The 16,261-nt window shown below is 56.0% G+C and carries 14 protein-coding genes; 13 read left to right on the top strand and 1 reads right to left on the bottom strand.

Features of this window, described 5'->3' with window-relative positions; genetic code table 11:
- The first annotated feature begins 37 nt into the window (after positions 1-37).
- The 10 genes from PBA01S_RS08630 (at position 38) to PBA01S_RS08585 (ending at position 11,219) form a co-directional block, all read left to right on the top strand.
- Positions 38-697 carry a class II aldolase/adducin family protein gene (locus tag PBA01S_RS08630; protein ID WP_028537395.1) on the top strand — a complete coding sequence of 220 codons (660 nt, stop codon included), beginning with the start codon at positions 38-40 and terminating at the stop codon, positions 695-697.
- Between the two features lie 17 nt (positions 698-714).
- On the top strand, positions 715-2,289 hold the full coding sequence (locus tag PBA01S_RS08625) for a rhamnulokinase (protein WP_028537396.1): 1,575 nt from the start codon (positions 715-717) through the stop codon (positions 2,287-2,289).
- Positions 2,283-2,714 (top strand): L-fucose mutarotase, encoded by a 432-nt coding sequence (gene fucU / locus PBA01S_RS08620; RefSeq protein ID WP_127575789.1) that lies wholly within the window; start codon positions 2,283-2,285, stop codon positions 2,712-2,714. The genes PBA01S_RS08625 and fucU overlap by 7 nt, the downstream gene beginning before the upstream one ends.
- A 139-nt stretch (positions 2,715-2,853) precedes the next feature.
- The gene (locus PBA01S_RS08615; protein ID WP_085278038.1) at positions 2,854-3,582 is read left to right on the top strand and encodes an SDR family NAD(P)-dependent oxidoreductase; all 729 of its coding nucleotides are present in this window, start codon (positions 2,854-2,856) and stop codon (positions 3,580-3,582) included.
- Between the two features lie 59 nt (positions 3,583-3,641).
- A complete protein-coding gene (locus PBA01S_RS08610; protein ID WP_085168767.1) occupies positions 3,642-4,619 on the top strand; it encodes an aldo/keto reductase in 978 nt (325 codons plus the stop codon).
- 21 nt (positions 4,620-4,640) lie between these two features.
- Positions 4,641-5,294, top strand: coding sequence for a ThuA domain-containing protein (locus tag PBA01S_RS08605; RefSeq protein ID WP_028537398.1), 654 nt, complete (start codon positions 4,641-4,643; stop codon positions 5,292-5,294).
- Between the two features lie 700 nt (positions 5,295-5,994).
- Positions 5,995-8,076: a bifunctional aldolase/short-chain dehydrogenase gene (locus PBA01S_RS08600; RefSeq protein WP_127575788.1), complete on the top strand. Its 2,082-nt coding sequence runs from the start codon at positions 5,995-5,997 to the stop codon at positions 8,074-8,076.
- Between the two features lie 113 nt (positions 8,077-8,189).
- The gene (locus PBA01S_RS08595; RefSeq protein ID WP_085278102.1) at positions 8,190-8,918 is read left to right on the top strand and encodes a (Fe-S)-binding protein; all 729 of its coding nucleotides are present in this window, start codon (positions 8,190-8,192) and stop codon (positions 8,916-8,918) included.
- The gene (locus PBA01S_RS08590; RefSeq protein ID WP_085168770.1) at positions 8,915-10,495 is read left to right on the top strand and encodes a LutB/LldF family L-lactate oxidation iron-sulfur protein; all 1,581 of its coding nucleotides are present in this window, start codon (positions 8,915-8,917) and stop codon (positions 10,493-10,495) included. The genes PBA01S_RS08595 and PBA01S_RS08590 overlap by 4 nt, the downstream gene beginning before the upstream one ends.
- Positions 10,488-11,219 carry a LutC/YkgG family protein gene (locus PBA01S_RS08585; RefSeq protein WP_127575805.1) on the top strand — a complete coding sequence of 244 codons (732 nt, stop codon included), beginning with the start codon at positions 10,488-10,490 and terminating at the stop codon, positions 11,217-11,219. Before PBA01S_RS08590 ends, PBA01S_RS08585 begins: the two co-directional genes overlap by 8 nt.
- 22 nt (positions 11,220-11,241) lie before the next feature.
- Here PBA01S_RS08585 and PBA01S_RS08580 read toward each other — a convergent pair whose 3' ends face one another.
- Positions 11,242-11,997: a DeoR/GlpR family DNA-binding transcription regulator gene (locus PBA01S_RS08580; RefSeq protein ID WP_028537402.1), complete on the bottom strand. Its 756-nt coding sequence runs from the start codon at positions 11,995-11,997 to the stop codon at positions 11,242-11,244.
- A 255-nt stretch (positions 11,998-12,252) separates the two neighbouring features.
- Between PBA01S_RS08580 and rhaB the strand changes: the two genes are divergently transcribed.
- The 3 genes from rhaB to rhaD all read left to right on the top strand — a co-directional run bounded on the left by rhaB (position 12,253) and on the right by rhaD (position 15,956).
- Positions 12,253-13,710 (top strand): rhamnulokinase, encoded by a 1,458-nt coding sequence (gene rhaB / locus PBA01S_RS08575; protein ID WP_127575787.1) that lies wholly within the window; start codon positions 12,253-12,255, stop codon positions 13,708-13,710.
- A gap of 69 nt (positions 13,711-13,779) precedes the next feature.
- Positions 13,780-15,036, top strand: a complete 1,257-nt coding sequence (gene rhaA, locus PBA01S_RS08570) for an L-rhamnose isomerase (RefSeq protein WP_127575786.1) — start codon at positions 13,780-13,782, stop codon at positions 15,034-15,036.
- Positions 15,037-15,110: 74 nt separating this feature from the next.
- Positions 15,111-15,956 (top strand): rhamnulose-1-phosphate aldolase, encoded by an 846-nt coding sequence (gene rhaD, locus PBA01S_RS08565; protein ID WP_371859516.1) that lies wholly within the window; start codon positions 15,111-15,113, stop codon positions 15,954-15,956.
- Positions 15,957-16,261 lie beyond the last annotated feature (305 nt).

Genomic DNA, 16,261 nt, shown 5'->3' with positions numbered 1-16,261 from the left:
TCGACAACCAAGCCTCATAAAAAAGGAGAACAACGCCATGCAAAACATGGAAACGCGCCTAGAACTGTGCAAATACGCCCGCAAAATCGTCGACAGCGGGCTGGTCGTTGGGCCGGGGGGCAACATCAGCGCCCGGTCCGGCGACAAAATGTACTTGTCGCCCAGCGGCTTCGCGCTGGAGGAGATCGAGCCGGAGCAGTGGATCGAGGTGGATATCCCAACCGGAGAGGTGACCGATATCGGCCTGCGCCCGTCGTCTGAGGTGCTGATGCATCTTTACGGCTACCGCCAAAAGCCTGACATGGGAGCAATGGTGCATACGCACCCATCCCATTGTATCGCGTTTACGTTGATTGAGCGGGAGCTGCCAATCATGTTCCCGGACCAGGCCGCATTGGTCGGCCGAACGGCATTTATCCCTTATTTGATCCCAACGACGGAATTGCTGGCGAATGCAGTCGCCGAGAAGGTGAATGAAGCGAGCTCGATTTTGCTGGGGAACCACGGCCTGGTGACGACGGGCCGAAATTTGCGGGAGGCCTTCTACCGGACCCAGGTAGTGGAGGAGAGCGCGAAAATTTATTTAAGCGCCAAAGCGGCGGGAACCCCTGTCCCGCTAACGGATCAGGAGGTCGCAGACATCGCCGCCCTCGAAAGTGAAGACTACCGGATTGCACTGCTTCAAAAAATGAAGTGATCGGACGGTGAACACGCATGTCATCGGAACCACAACGCATTCCTTGCGTCCTTGCGTTTGATTTGGGCGCAAGCAGCGGTCGGGCGTTCATCGGCGAGATCCGTTCTGAAAGCCCGGATGACACCACCGGTGCCGCCGCTGTCATGCCTGGCGTTCGGAAGCTGCACATCACCGAAATCCACCGTTTCCCGAACGTTCCGGTTCAGATTGGCGGGCACCTGCATTGGGATACACCGATGCTGCTGCGGGAGATCAAGTCGGGCATTCGCAAAGCGTTCCAGGCCGGGTATCGTCCCGAAAGCTGCGCCATCGACACCTGGGGCGTTGATTTTGGTCTGTTGGATCGGAACGTCGAGCTGCTGGGCATCCCGTATCATTATCGGGATCGTCAAACGGAAGGATTGGTGGAGGAAGTGTCTGCCCTGGTTGGGGCAGAGCGTTTGTTCCGCGAAAGCGGATTGCAGTTTATGCCCTTTAATACGTTATACCAGCTATATGCCATGAAAAAAGCCGGCTCCCCCAAGCTCGATCTGGCCGAAACGCTGCTGCTCACGCCGGATCTGCTGAGCTATTTCCTGACCGGCCAGCGGGTCTGTGAATTTACGATGGCGACCACGACCGGGCTGTTCGACCCGGGGCGGGGCGCGTGGAACGCCGCGTTGATGGATGAGCTGGGCATCCCGAGCGGAATCTTCTCCGATCCGGTTCCCCCTGGAACCGTGATCGGGGAGCTGACGGCGGAGGTGTGCGCCGAGCTTGATGTGCCGCCGATCAAGGTCGTGGCCGTCGCTTCGCACGACACGGAGTCCGCTGCGGCGGCGGTGCCGGCGGATACACCAGCGTTCGCCTATTTGGTCAGCGGCACCTGGTCGCTGCTGGGGACGCAAATGGCGAAGCCTTTGCTCACGCCGGCGGTGCTGGAACGCCAATTCTCCAACGAAGGCGGCGTAGACGGCACGTACCATTTGCTCAAAAACATCATGGGCCTGTGGATCCTTCAGGAATGTAAACGCAAATGGGAGCAGGCTGGCGAAGCCTACACGTATGCCGAGTTGGTGGAAATGGCGGAACAGGCCGAGCCGTTGCGCAGCTTGATCGATCCGGATGATCTGCGGTTTATGAATCCGGCCGATATGCCGGAGGAGATCCGGGCGTATTGCCGGGATACCGGTCAGCCGGTACCGGATTCGCCTGGTGCCTTCGCCCGCTGCATCCTCGAAAGCCTGGCGCTCCGCTACCGCCAGGTGCTGGAGCAGGCTGAAGAGCTGACCGGCTCTCGATTTACCGGGTTGCATATGGTGGGCGGCGGAACTCAGAACGAGCTGCTCTGCCGCTTAACTGCGGAGGCAATTGGCCGCCCGGTATGGGCGGGACCGGTGGAGGCCAGCGCCATCGGCAATCTGCTGGTTCAGCTGCGGACCGGCGGCTGGCTGCATGACCTGCAAGAAGGCCTGGAAATGGTGAAGGCTTCATTCCCGATACAGGTGTATGAGCCGGAGCAAGCGACCAGGCCGGAGAACGAGAAACGCAGCGCTCTCTGGGCTGCCGCCTATGAGCGATTCGAACGATTAGGGAGGTCGATCCCATGCTAAAGGGCATATCCAGCTTAATTTCGCCGGAACTGCTGAAGGTTTTAATGGAGATGGGGCATTCGGACGAGATCGTGCTTGCCGACGGCAATTTTCCAGCTGCGAGCCATGCCCAGCGATTGATTCGTTGTGACGGTCATGGCATTCCCGATTTGCTGGAAGCGATCCTGCCCTTGTTCCCGCTCGACAGCTACGTGGACCATCCGGTAGCGTTGATGGCGGTGATGCCCGGCGACCCAGTGGAAACACCAATCTGGGACGACTATCGCAGAATTGTAAGCCGCTATCATCCAGCGGACCAGCCGTTTGAAGAGGTTGAGCGGTTTGCTTTTTACGAGCTGGCCAAACAGGCGTATGCGATCGTCTCCACCGGGGAGAGAGCGTTATATGCCAATCTCATTCTGAAAAAGGGCGTCGTCACACCCTAAAGCTCAAACACGGATCTGGGGGGCTGCCGCAAGGTATGCCCTCTTTTATCGTCGGATAAAAGCGTTTACAATAAAAGAGATTGCGGCCCTGTCAGATGAACATAAACAGGCAAGCTTCGAAGGAGAGGAGTGGACGACAATGAGGTATACGGCATTGGTGACCGGGGCCGATCACGGCATCGGACTCGCATTGGTACGCCAGCTGCTTGAGGAAGGGCACCTGGTTTTTGCCGGGAGATATAACCTTCAGGAACAGGCGTTGCCGGAGCTGGCTGCAACGTACGGCGATCGGCTTATCCTCGTGGATCTGGATGTGGGGAGTGATGCCAGTGTACAGGCTGCTGCAGCCAAAGTGAAGGAGCATACGGATTCGCTCGATTTGCTGATCAATAATGCGGCGATTCTGGGCGATATCGAAACGACGGTGCTTGGCGAACTGAACTTTGAAGAAATGCTGCAGGTGTATAACGTGAATGCACTGGGGAGCCTGCGTATGACGAATGCCATAATTGAGCTGATCCTGAACAGCAACGGCCGTACGATCGTCAATATCTCTTCGGAAGCGGGCAGCGTTGGCCAGTGCTACAGAGACAGTTGGTTCGCTTATACGATGTCGAAGACGGCGGTGAATATGCACTCGAACGTCGTACATAACGGCATCAAAGCGCAAGGCGGACAAGTGCTGGTGCTGCATCCCGGTTGGGTGCAGACGTTTATGCGCGGCGAGAAGGATTCTGCGGCGACCCTCACACCGGAGCAATCCGCTAGCAAACTGTGGGGCATTATCCGCGAGGCGATGGAACGGGAAGACAGATCTCTGGAGAAGCCCGTATTCCTCGATGTAGAGGGTCAGGTGTTACCGTGGTAGGTTGAGAGCCTTATTTTTTCATTAATGAAATTAATTGATAAAAAATGGAGGAATGATCAATGGAGTATACGTATTTGGGACGTTCCGGTTTAAAGGTAAGCAAGCTGTGTCTGGGCACGATGAATTTCGGCGTGAACACCGATGAGAAGGAAGCGTTCCGGATCATGGATGCGGCGCTGGACGCGGGAGTGAATTTTTTCGATACCGCGAACATTTATGGATGGGGCAAAAACGCCGGTAAGACCGAAGAAATCATTGGCCGCTGGTTTGCCCAAGGGGGCGGACGCCGGGAAAAAGTCGTGCTGGCAACGAAGGTACACGGCGATATGAGCGATCCATTGGACGGTCCGAATAGTCCGGCAGGATTGTCGTCCTACAAAATCCGCCGGCATCTGGAAGGCTCGCTGCGCCGTTTGCAAACCGACCATATCGAGCTGTACCAGATGCACCATATTGATCGTAATGTGTCCTGGGATGAGTTGTGGGAAGCGTTCCAAATTGCGATTGTCCAAGGGAAAATCGGTTATGTCGGGTCCAGCAACTTTGCGGGCTGGGATTTGGTGAAGGCGCAATATGAGGCGAAGAACCGCCATATGCTTGGCCTCGTCTCGGAGCAGCACAAATATAATTTGCTCTGCCGTTTACCGGAGCTGGAGGTGCTGCCGGCGGCGGAGCATCTCGGGATTGGCGTCGTAGCCTGGAGCCCGCTGGATGGCGGATTGCTGGGCGGCAACGCGGCGAAGAAGCTGGCGGGTTCGCGCACAGCGAATGACAACCGCTACGAGAAATTCCGTACGCAGCTTGAGGCGTTTTCGGCACTTTGCCGGGAGATGGGTGAAAGCGAGGCAAACGTGGCATTAGCTTGGACACTGGCGCATCCGGCGATGACTGCACCGATTATCGGACCGCGTACGTTGGAGCAGTTCCAAGATACGCTCCGAGTGGTCGAGATCAAGCTGGATGAAGCGGTGATGAAGCGATTGGATGAAATTTTCCCAGGCCCAGGCGGTGCAGCACCTCAAGCTTATGCTTGGTAAAAAGAGAGGGGGAGACGGAAGATGAGTCATGTGCGGAAGCAAGCCTTGGTGATCGGGAATAACGCGGATGCGCCGTATCATCCGTTGGACGCAGTACAGGAACAGTTACGGCAGATACTGCAGGACGATTTCGAGCTGACGACCAGCTTGGACTACGATCAGTTGGCCTCAGGTGCCTTGGAGAAATACGACCTCTTCATCTCCTATACCGACCGCTGGGAGGAGGCGGTGAGCGCGGAGCAGGCAGCGGGACTGCTCACTTATGTGGCGAATGGCGGCGGGCTGCTTGTCGTGCACAACGGAATCTCGCTGCAGGTGCGCCCGGAACTGGCCCAGTTGATCGGCGCTAAATTTATAGAGCATCCGCCTTACACGGAGCTGGAGTTTGGGGTGGCAGTTGACTCTGGCGGCGCCAGTCATCCGGTTGTGGAGGGAATCGAACCGTTTACGTTGGCGGAGGAGCCTTACCGCTTCGAATTCGATCCGTTCTGTGCCAAAAAGGTGCTGCTCACGTACCGCCATGAGGGCCAGGATTGGCCGGCGGCTTGGGCGCATTCATACGGACTTGGCAAAGTGGTATTCCTGATGCCGGGGCATCATCTGCCTTCGTTCCAGCATCCCGAAGTGGCAAAGCTGCTGCGGGGCGGGGCCAAGTGGGCTGCAAAAGCAAAATAAGTTAAAGGAAGAACTGATCCTTATAGCACATCAGTTGCTTATGGGATCAGTTCTTTTTTTGGTGGAGGAGGTGGAGATGAGGTGCTCGTTGCCGGTCTTTTTAAGGATTATCCCGCTTAGTCAGGTTCAGGTGCAAAACAGGGTGGCGTTCCCCATACGACGTTTCCTGTTCTTACCTCTGTTCTTACTTCTGTTCCTGCTTCTGCTTCCGATTCCGATACTGTCTCTGCTTCTGTTTTGCTTGATTCTGTTTGTGCTTTGTATCTGCTCTGCTTTGTATCTGCTCTGCTTTGTTATGCTCTGTTCCTGTTCCTGTTTCTGTTTTTGTTACCTGTTTCCGTTCTCTATTCTCTGCTCTCTGTTACCCGCTGCCGCAGTCCGTTGCCCGTTGCCGTTCCCCGCTCCCTGTTTCCATTCCCTTACCGATTCTCCATTTCTCGTTCCTCACGAAGCAACAAATAATGCAGATCCTTTCTCTGAATTGTACCTCCTGAGCTCCAGACCACCACCTGAGCGAAAGGGATAATGGTGCAAAAGGGGCAGAAGAGAGGGGTAAGAGAGGTCAAGTGAGGGGGACAGAGTGCTAAAGCAATATTTTGTGAAAGCGCTATACCCAAAACAACCCAAATGGTTTAAAATTAAAACAAACAAAAATAAAGAAAAAACCAAACAAACCAAAATGGAGGTAGTTCAAGAGATCATGGTACAGAACTTATGGGACTCATCTAAAGCATCGGTATTATCCTCAGATTTGGAGCAGCTGGTTTACCGATCGAATCTGCTTGGTGCAGATCGTCGGGTTTGTAACTGGGGCGGCGGTAACACATCGAGTAAAACGATCGAGAAAGACTTCCGCGGCCGGGACATTGAGGTGATGTGGGTGAAGGGCAGCGGCTCGGACCTGGCGACGATGAAGGCGGGCAACTTCACCGGATTGCGCATGGACGACATCCGTCCGCTGTTTGAGCGGGAGGAAATGACGGACGAAGAGATGGTCGCTTATCTGGCAAATTGCATGATTGACGCCAAACATCCACGGGCATCAATTGAAACGCTGCTGCATGCGTTTTTGCCGTTTAAGCATGTGGACCATACCCATCCGGATGCGATTATCAGCTTGTGCTGCGCTGACAACGGCCAAGAGATTGCCCGGGAAATCTATGGCAACCGTTTTGTCTGGGTGCCTTACATTCGTCCGGGCTTCAAGTTGTCCCAAATGATCGCCGAAGGCGTGCTGGCTAACCCCAATGCGGAGCTGGTGCTGATGGAGAAGCACGGTTTGGTAACCTGGGGGGAGACGCAGGAGGAGTGCTACGCTAAAACAATAGCCATTATCAATGAGGCGGAAGCGTATATTGAAGCAAAAAGCGCTGCTCAAGCCGCGGAAGGCCGCGTATTTGGCGGGCAATTTGCGAAGCCGTTGGAAGCTGAACAACGCCGGGCGATTGCTGCCGAGATCATGCCGCTGGTTCGGGGGCTGGCCAGTGGGGAGAAGCCGGTCATCGTGACGTTTGATGATGAGGCGGATGTGCTCGAATTCGTTTGCAGTCGGGATGCAGGCGAGCTATCGCAGGTTGGCGCCGCTTGTCCCGATCACTTGGTGCATACCAAGGTGGTGCCTTTGTTCATCGACTGGAAGCCGGATGCCGCCGATGTCGCCGGTTTGAAGGAGAAGCTGAAGGCAGGCATCGCGGAGTACAAAGCGCAGTACCAGGCTTATTTTGAACGCAACAAGCAGGCGAATGACGTGATGTTCGATGCAGCGCCGCGTGTGATTTTGATTCCTGGCATCGGTATGTTAAACACTGGAAAAAGTTGGGTGAATTCCAAGCTCAGCGGGGCGTTGTATCATCGGGCGATCGCGGTGATGAAAGGCGCGACGGCCATTGGCCGGTTCGTATCCCTCAGCGAAAACGAATCCTACAACGTTGAATATTGGCCGCTCGAGCTGTACAAATTGTCGCTGGCTCCGTTGGAAGCCGAATTTTCGCGCAAGGTTGCGTTTATCACTGGAGGCGCTGGCGGCATCGGAAGTGAAACGGCACGGCGACTGGCGGAAGAAGGGGCTCATGTCGTGCTGGCGGACCTCAATCTGGAAGGGGCGCAAAAGGTTGCAGCCGAGATCAACGCCAAATACGGAGAAAATCGAGCGTTGGCCGTGAAAATGGACGTAACGCAGGAGGAGCAGGTTGCAAGGGCTTATGCCGAAACGGCTTTGACCTACGGTGGAGTTGATATTATCGTCAACAACGCTGGTTTAGCCACGTCCAGCCCGTTCACCGAAACGTCGCTGCAGGAATGGAATCTGAATATGTCGGTGCTGGGAACGGGATATTTTCTCGTTGCGCGGGAAGCGTTCAAGCTGATGAAGGAGCAGGGGCTTGGTGGAAGCATGGTGTTCATTGGCTCCAAAAACTCCGTATATGCCGGCAAAAACGTTACGGCCTACAGCTCTGCCAAGGCGTTGGAGGCTCATTTAGCCCGCTGTATTGCGGCGGAAGGGGGAGAACTTGGCATTCGGGTGAATACGATTTTGCCGGATGCGATTTTGCAGGGCTCGGCGATTTGGAACTCCAACTGGCGGAACGAACGAGCGGCCGCTTATGGTATTGAGCCGGATCAATTGGAGGAGTATTACCGCAAGCGTACGACGCTGCTGGTTAATATTTATCCGCGAGATATTGCGGAAGGGGTTGCCTTCTTCGCTTCGTCCAAGGCGGCGAAAACGACCGGATGCATGTTGACGATTGATGGGGGTGTTCCGGCGGCTTTTGTACGGTAAGGCAGAATATTTCATATGAAGATTGCTTCTAAGTTGGAGATCAAGTCATGGGAGGTGCGAGGATGGAGCGGAGGAATCAAACGGACACGATAACGGCAGCGGCGAAGACGGACATCAAAGTATCCATGTTCGCTACCTGCATCGGCGATGCGGTGTACCCGCGAATCGCGGAAGCGATGGCCCGTTTGTTGGCCCGGGTGGGGGTCCGCCTGGAATTTCCGCAAGGTCAGACTTGCTGCGGCCAGCCGGCGTTTAACAGCGGGTATTGGGAGGAAGCTCGGCGGTCGGCGGCTACGCTGCTGGAGGCTTTTGCGGACAGCGATTTCGTGATTGGACCTTCCGGCTCGTGTATCGGGATGATCCATCACTACCCGAAGCTGTTTGAGCACGACCCGGTGCGGCTGGCGATGGCCGAAGAACTGAAAGCAAAGTCGTATGAATTTACCCAGTTCCTCGTCCAGGTGCTGGGCATAACCGATCTTGGGGCGGTGTTTCCGCATAAGGTCACGTATCATCCGTCCTGTCACGGCAGCCGGTTGCTTGGCATTCAGGAGGAGCCGATGGCGCTGCTCCAAAACGTCAAGGGTCTGGAGCTTGTCCCGCTTCCGTTTGCGGAGGATTGCTGCGGGTTCGGCGGAACGTTTGCGGTGAAGATGGCGGATATTTCTGGAGCGATGGTGACGGAAAAAGCAGATCACGTGCTGGAAACGTCCGCTGAGGTGCTGACCGGTCTGGATATGGCTTGCCTGATGAATATCGCCGGTCAACTGCGCTACCGCCGCCAGCCGGTACGAGTCATGCATCTGGCTGAACTGCTGTACGAAGGAGTGAGCGGAGCATGAGGACTGTGAAGGAACGGGCAGAGCTGGCGCTCAACAATGAGTTTTTGCGCAAAGCAGTGCGCTTTACAACCGAACGGTTGCGGGACGGGAAGCGCAAAGCCTCCGAAGACCATGGCAACTGGGAGGAATGGCGGGAACGAGGACGGCAAATTCGCCTGCATACGATCGCGCATCTTGATTATTACTTGAATCGGTTTGCCGAACAAGCCCGGGCGAATGGGGCGCATGTCCATTTTGCCGAAACGGGAGCGGAAGCGGTGAAGATCGCTTTGGAGATTGCTGCTCATAAAGCAGCCCGCTCTGTCGTGAAGTCGAAATCGATGGTCAGCGAAGAGCTGCACATCAATCGAGCGCTGGAGGAAGCGGGCATCGAGGCGGTGGAGACCGATCTGGGGGAGTATATCATTCAGCTTGCAGGGGAAGCACCTTCGCATATCATCATCCCGGCGATTCACAAGAACCGTCACCAGATCGCCGAACTTCTGTCCCGCGAGGCCGGGGAAGAGCTGCCGCCGGAGACAAGTGTGCTTGCCGGGTTTGTGCGCCGGAAGCTGCGGGAGAAGTTTCTCTCTGCGGACATTGGCATGACCGGTTGTAACTTCGCCATCGCCGAGACGGGCTCGATTGTGCTGTTCGAGAATGAAGGCAACGCCCGCATGGTATCGACCGTGCCCAAAACGCAAATTACGTTTATGGGCATGGAGCGCATTATCCCCTCCTGGAGTGACCTGGAGGTCATGGCTACGCTGCTGCCGCGATCGGCCACCGGTCAGAAGCTGACGGTGTACATGTCCGGTATCACCGGCCCGCGCCGTACGGCGGATGGAGATGGTCCGGAGGAGATGCATATCATCATCCTCGATAACGGCCGATCCGAGCAGCTGGGGGATCCGGAGTTTCAGGAGCTGCTCAACTGCATTCGCTGCGGCGCATGCCTGAATGCTTGTCCGGTCTATCGCCATATTGGCGGTCATGCCTATGGCGGAACGTACAGCGGCCCGATCGGAGCGGTGTTGACGCCAGCGCTTAACAAGAACGTAGCGGAATGGGACGATATTGCTTCGGCCTCCAGCTTGTGCGGCGCTTGTTATGAAGCTTGTCCGGTTAAAATCCCGCTGCACGACATGCTTGTGTATTTGCGTCGCCGCAAGGTTGAGCAAGGTTATGGCAACAAGCTGGAGACGGCGGGGATGAAGGGATTTGCCGCAGTGACGGCGAGTTCCAAACGATTTCATCGCGCGCTGAAGGCCGGAAGAGTTGTCCAGCGGCTAGTTGTACGCAACGGGGAAATTCCGGCGCGGATCGGTCCGCTCAAGGGGTGGAACAAATACCGCATTGCCCCAAGCTTGGCTAACCAACCGTTCCGTGAGCGCTGGGATACGCTTCAACATGAGCTGCGCGCATCCGCTGCCCTAACCGTGACTGCACAGGCGGCACAGGAGCGAATGAAGGCGGCGTTAAACCGGCGTGCGGCGAAGGTGGAAGGGCGTGAAGCAGCGGATCGAACCCAAAGAAGCGCCGGGGATCATGCTGGTCCTGCGTTCGTACGGAAAGAAGGTCAAACCTATGATGGATAACGAATATAACGCATGGCTAAAAAAGAAGGAAGCGGAAGCGCGGCAAAAGCAGGAGCAGTTCATGAACCGGATAGCCGGGAAGTTGAAACGGCCGCGGCAGCAGGAGGCACCGGCACATCCGTTTCGAGGTGCGCCAACGTATTGGCGTGAGCTGGAATGGGGGCTGGAGGAGCGCTTGGCGCGATTTGAAGACAATTTGACAGCAGCCGGCGGGCATGTTGCCCGACTCCCCGATTTAAAGGCGGCCAAGGAGTTTATCACGGTCAAGGCGCAAGAGCTTGGCGCCCGTTATATCGTGCGCCAGGACGATCGGTTACTCGCGGAGCTTGGGCTGGATGAAGCGTTGGCTGCCGTGGGAGCTAAGGTGTCCGTATGGAACGGGCACCGTGATGAGGCCTGGATCGCCCGGGCCGCAGAAGCGGACTTCGGCATCGTAGCGTCGGACTCTGCCGTCGCCTACACCGGTTCGCTGGTCGTTCAGTCTGCGGCAGAGAAAGGGCGCTCGGTCAGCCTGCTGCCGACAGCACTGTTCGCCATCGTCCCGGTCGAACGGCTAAAAACCCGCCTGGGCGAGGTGCTGGAGACGTTTGATGCAGCCGGGCGTGAAGCCCTGCCTGCGGGCATCCATTTTATCTCCGGCCCCAGCCGCTCGGCGGATATTGAAAACGATCTCACGATTGGAGTGCATGGCCCAGGCATCGTGTTCGCCCTGCTGGTCGGTTAAGCCGAGTGAGGAAACGAGTGTGCTAGTACAACACTTCGATGTTCTTGCTTTGCAGCAGCTCCAGCCAAGCTTCCGAAGGGCGCTGGTCGGTGATTAAATAATCGATCTGCTCCCAATCGGCCAGCTTGACGAAGGCATTCTTGTCAAACTTCGTATGGTCAGCCAGCAAAATCACTTTGTCGGCATGGCGAAGCATATGCTTCTTCAGTTCGCATTCCGGCTCATTGGAATCGGAGATGCCTTTGTCCGGCGTCATGCCCTTGCAGCTGATCACGGCGGTGTCGACGTTGTACTTCTGCACCGTTTCCTGGGCGGCAGGACCAACCAGCGACAGGGAACGGGCGCGCAGCGAACCGCCGGTGGAGATGATGTTCAGGTTCGAGCTGGCGAATTCGTGGAGGACGCTGACGGAATTGGTAATGACGGTGATGTTGTTTTTCGAATGCAGTGTCTTCAAAAATTCAAAGCAAGTCGAGCTCGGGTCGACCATCAGCGTGTCGCCGTCGTTTACCAAATCGATGGCCTTCAGTGCGATGGCCCGCTTGATCTCCACGTTCAGCGTGTTCCGCGTCGTATATGGCAAGTCTTCGTTCGTGTGCCGATTGAGCATCGCGCCGCCGTAGGAGCGGGTTGCGATACCTTCTTTCTCGAGCTTTTCCAGGTCACGGCGGATCGTCTCCTCCGTCACTTCGAACATCCGGCTGAGCTCGGATACCAGAACACGCTTGTCCTGATACAGCAGGTCGATAATTTTTTGTTTGCGTTCTGCCGCCAACATGGCGTTCACCTCGGGTCCGTTCATATTGTCAAGACGCCAGGGTCTTGATTCCTTCCCATCATAGCGAGAAAAAGGGGCGATTGGCAACCGGTTATGAGGAAGCGAGCGGAGGCGACCAGAGGAACATTTTCACGAAAAAGACAAAAACAAAAATAAAACAACATATTAATTGTTTGTTTATGTTGACTTCAAAGAAAAACAGACATAGGATGAAATTAGGAACAGGCAGCATTCCAGAGCGAGGTGCGTTTAGCGATGAGAGATTACGTTGCCGTGGATATCGGCGCCTCCAGCGGGAGGCTGGTAAGGGGAACCCTGCAGGACGGACATCTGTCGCTGCAGGATATCCACCGGTTTGATAACGGGTTTTCTGAGCGTGACAGGCATTGTTACTGGGATATCGATCATTTGTACCGAGAAATTCTCCGCGGCTTGCAACAGGCGAAAAAGCTCGGCATCGAGCGCTGCACGTTGGGCATCGATACATGGGCCGTGGACTATGCGTTGTTGGACCAGAAAGGTGAGCGGATCGGCGAAGTATATGCTTATCGCGATACCCGGACGAACGCGGCGGTCCCTCAGGTACACGCGATTATCCCATTTGCACGGATCTATGAGAAAACCGGGATTCAGCATTTAGCCTTTAATACGTTGTATCAGTTGTATGCGCACGATCGTGAGGAGTTGGCGAAAGCCAAGCACATCTTGCTTGTACCGGATTATCTCCATTATTTGCTGACCGGGCAGCGGATCAGCGAGATGACTAATGCGTCAACCACCTCTTTGCTGAATCTGCAAACCCGCGACTATGATCCGGAATTGCTCGCGCTTCTGGGGCTGTCCCGATCGAAGTTTCCGGCTCTGACGGAGCCGGGGACGCGGCTGGGGGCCATCAAGCCGGAGCTGGTTCAGGAGTATGGGCTGCCCGAATGCGAGTTGATCGTGGCGGCGACGCACGATACGGCTTCTGCGGTGCTGGGCGTACCGGCCAGCGGTGATTCGTGGGCGTATCTGAGCAGCGGGACCTGGTCACTGATCGGGGTGGAGCGACAGGAGCCGCTCGCGACCCCGGAAGCGATGGAGCACAATTATACGAATGAATGGGGCGCGTACGGGACGTACCGTTTTTTGAAAAACATCATGGGCATGTGGCTGATCCAAGAGGTCCGGAAGGATTACGGAAAACAGTACAGCTATGCGGAGTTGGTGGAGCTGGCCGAGGCCGCGACGCCGCTTAGGTCCCTGATCAACTGCAACGATGACCGGTTGCTAAATCCAGCGCAGATGACCGAGGAAATCCGGCAGTATTGCAGGGAGACGAATCAGCCCGTTCCGGGTACACCGGGTGAGGTAGCGCGGTGCATTTTTGACAGTCTGGCCTTATCTTATGACGTTTACTTGCAGGAGCTGACAAGGCTCACCGGCCAAAAACCGAAGAAGCTCCACATCGTTGGCGGCGGTGCCAACAATGAGCTGCTGTGCCAATGGACTGCGGACGTAGCGGGCATTCTGGTGGAAGCCGGGCCAACGGAGTCCACCGCGCTGGGGAATCTGTTGGTACAGATGATCAGCAGCGGCGCTATTCGCGATATTAGCGAGGGACGTGAGCTGATTCGGCGGTCTTTTTCGATCCGGACGTATGTTCCTCACGGGAACCATGCCGATGAGATAGCAGAGGCAAGGAAACGGTTCGCGGCTTTGCTGGCGCGGTGACGATTGGATTGATGATTATAGCATTGAGCGGATAGATAAATGAATCTAGGCCAAAAAGGAGGAGCAAACATGGACAACGCGATTCAAACCAGCTACAACGAAGCAAAAAAGCTGTATGAACGCCATGGAATTGACGTCGACGCTGTGCTGGCCCGGCTGGCTCAAATCAAAATTTCGCTGCATTGCTGGCAGGGGGATGACGTTAAGGGATTCCTCAACAAGGATCAGGAGTTGGGCGGCGGCCTGGCGGTTACCGGCAGTTATCCAGGGCGGGCGCGGACGCCGGAGGAACTGCGCCAAGACCTGGACCAAGCGCTTCGTTTGATACCGGGTCAGCATAAAGTCAACCTGCACGCTATTTACGCAGATACGGATGAAGCAGTTGAGCTGGACGCGCTGGAACCGCGGCATTTTGCCGGTTGGGTCGATTGGGCGAAGGAGCGGGGGCTGGGGCTGGATTTTAACCCGACCTGCTTCTCCCATGAAAAAGCGAAGGACGGATTTACGCTCAGCCATCCGGACCCGGAGATACGCAAGTTTTGGATCGAGCACTGTAAGGCATCGCGCAAAATCGCTGAATCGTTTGGTCGTGCGCTTGGGCAGCCTTGCGTCACCAACGTCTGGATTCCGGACGGGTTCAAGGACTCGCCGGTGGATCGGCTTTCACCGCGGGCCCGTCTGATGGAGGCGCTTGACGAAGTTTTTGCCGAGCCAATCGACGAGAAATACAACATCGACGCGGTCGAGAGCAAGCTGTTTGGCATTGGCTCGGAAAGTTATGTCGTTGGCTCGCATGAATTTTACATGGGCTATGCGTTATCCCGGGGCAAAGCGGTTTGCTTCGACGCCGGTCATTTCCATCCAACGGAGACGATCTCCAACAAGCTGTCCTCCTGGCTGTTGTTTGGCCGTGCGCTGCTGTTGCACGTCAGCCGTCCGGTGCGCTGGGACAGCGACCACGTCGTAACGATGGACGACGAGCTGTTGGAAATCGCTCGTGAGCTGGTGCGTGGGGAACTGCTGGACCGCACGCATATCGGTCTCGATTTCTTCGACGGCAGCATCAATCATATCGCGGCTTGGGTCATCGGTACGCGCAACACCCAAAAAGCGCTGCTGCGGGCGATGCTGGAGCCGGTTGACACGTTAAAGCAGCTGGAGCTGGACGGCGATTACACGTCTCGACTGGCGCTGGTCGAAGAGTTTAAATCGTATCCGTACGGCGCGATTTGGGATTACTTCTGCGCTTCCCAAGGTGTGCCGGTGCGGGAGGCGTGGCTGGCGGAACTGAAAGACTACGAGACGAAGGTGCTCGCGGCGCGGTAACGAAGGTAACTCATGCAGCTGCTTTTTTTTAGCATTATATATTTGAGTAAGGAGAGGAACCTACTGTGAGTACAATGTTATCGGAAGTGGAGAAGGGTTGGCGGCTCCCAGGTTTGGAAGTCCCGTTTATCCGGGAGATGGCGGAAATTACGTACCATATGTGGCGGTTGGGCTGGGATGAGCGCAACGGCGGCAACATCAGCTATTTGCTCCATGAGGCGGAGGTAGAAAAATATATCGGAACCGCCTCTGCTGCGGAGCGACGTAAGCTGCCGCTGACGTTTCCGGTGAAGGAGCTGGCGGGATGTTATTTTATCGTAACGGGCTCGGGCAAGTATTTCAAAAATGTGATCTCCGATCCGGAGGCAAACCTGGGTGTGTTGCGGGTGAGTGAAGGCGGCGATGAAGTCGAGGTGCTGTGGGGCCTGCGGGACGGGGCGTTGCCAACCAGCGAGCTGCCGTCCCATTTGATGAGCCATATCGAGCGCTTGAAGGTCGATCCGGCACACCGGGTCATTATGCACTGCCACGCCACGCATACGCTGGCGATGACCTTTGTCCATGAGCTGGACGAGAAAAAGCTGACGAAAACGCTGTGGGAAATGTGCACGGAATGCCTTGTGGTATTCCCCGACGGCATCGGGATCGTGCCGTGGATGGTGCCCGGCAGCCCGGACATCGGGCGGGCGACTGCAGCGAAGATGTGTGAGCACCGCGTGGTGATATGGCCGCAGCACGGGATTTTTGCCGCCGGCACGACGATCGACGAAGCGTTTGGCTTGATCGAGACGGTGGAGAAGGCCGCGCAAATCTACATGCTGCTCGGCGATCGCCCGGTGTTGCAAAAAATCACCGACGCTCAGCTGCGCGACTTAGCGGCCGCATTTGGCGTAACTCCGCAGCCAGGGATTTTGAGCTAGGGAAAGATACAGCAGTTTCGGTCCGCGGGCACAAGCCGTGGGCAGATGCTGAGGTTTGGATTGTGCGTGGAGGGCATGAGGGAAAGGATGGAGAGCTAGTATAGAGGAGAAAATAATCGTAGACATAGTAGACATGTCCAGAGCATGAAAACGGACTCCGGTTTAAATGGGGTCTGTTTTTTCGTGATGGGGTTTTCTCGAAAGGAGCTTGATGAGCTGGAAAGGAGTTTGGTGTGCTGTTGTACGCTTGATGAGTTTGGAAGGAGCTTAATGTGTAGGAAAGCCGCTTGATGAGTTGGGCTAAC

Source organism: Paenibacillus barengoltzii NBRC 101215, from assembly GCF_004000745.1.
Taxonomy (GTDB): Bacteria; Bacillota; Bacilli; order Paenibacillales; family Paenibacillaceae; genus Fontibacillus; species Fontibacillus barengoltzii.
The sequence above is the reverse complement of the archived record's forward strand: the minus strand, read 5'-3'. Positions and strand labels throughout refer to the sequence as shown.

Excerpts from the sequence above, each read along its gene's own strand:
- fucU (WP_127575789.1), top strand. The coding sequence starts at position 2,283 with ATGCTAAAGGGCATATCCAGCTTAATTTCGCCGGAACTGCTGAAGGTT.
- PBA01S_RS08590 (WP_085168770.1), top strand. The coding sequence starts at position 8,915 with ATGAGGACTGTGAAGGAACGGGCAGAGCTGGCGCTCAACAATGAGTTT.
- rhaA (WP_127575786.1), top strand. The coding sequence starts at position 13,780 with ATGGACAACGCGATTCAAACCAGCTACAACGAAGCAAAAAAGCTGTAT.
- PBA01S_RS08580 (WP_028537402.1), bottom strand. The coding sequence starts at position 11,997 with ATGTTGGCGGCAGAACGCAAACAAAAAATTATCGACCTGCTGTATCAG.
- PBA01S_RS08605 (WP_028537398.1), top strand. The coding sequence starts at position 4,641 with ATGAGTCATGTGCGGAAGCAAGCCTTGGTGATCGGGAATAACGCGGAT.
- PBA01S_RS08615 (WP_085278038.1), top strand. The coding sequence starts at position 2,854 with ATGAGGTATACGGCATTGGTGACCGGGGCCGATCACGGCATCGGACTC.
- PBA01S_RS08585 (WP_127575805.1), top strand. The coding sequence starts at position 10,488 with ATGGATAACGAATATAACGCATGGCTAAAAAAGAAGGAAGCGGAAGCG.
- rhaB (WP_127575787.1), top strand. The coding sequence starts at position 12,253 with ATGAGAGATTACGTTGCCGTGGATATCGGCGCCTCCAGCGGGAGGCTG.
- rhaD (WP_371859516.1), top strand. The coding sequence starts at position 15,111 with ATGTTATCGGAAGTGGAGAAGGGTTGGCGGCTCCCAGGTTTGGAAGTC.
- PBA01S_RS08625 (WP_028537396.1), top strand. The coding sequence starts at position 715 with ATGTCATCGGAACCACAACGCATTCCTTGCGTCCTTGCGTTTGATTTG.
- PBA01S_RS08630 (WP_028537395.1), top strand. The coding sequence starts at position 38 with ATGCAAAACATGGAAACGCGCCTAGAACTGTGCAAATACGCCCGCAAA.
- PBA01S_RS08610 (WP_085168767.1), top strand. The coding sequence starts at position 3,642 with ATGGAGTATACGTATTTGGGACGTTCCGGTTTAAAGGTAAGCAAGCTG.
- PBA01S_RS08600 (WP_127575788.1), top strand. The coding sequence starts at position 5,995 with ATGGTACAGAACTTATGGGACTCATCTAAAGCATCGGTATTATCCTCA.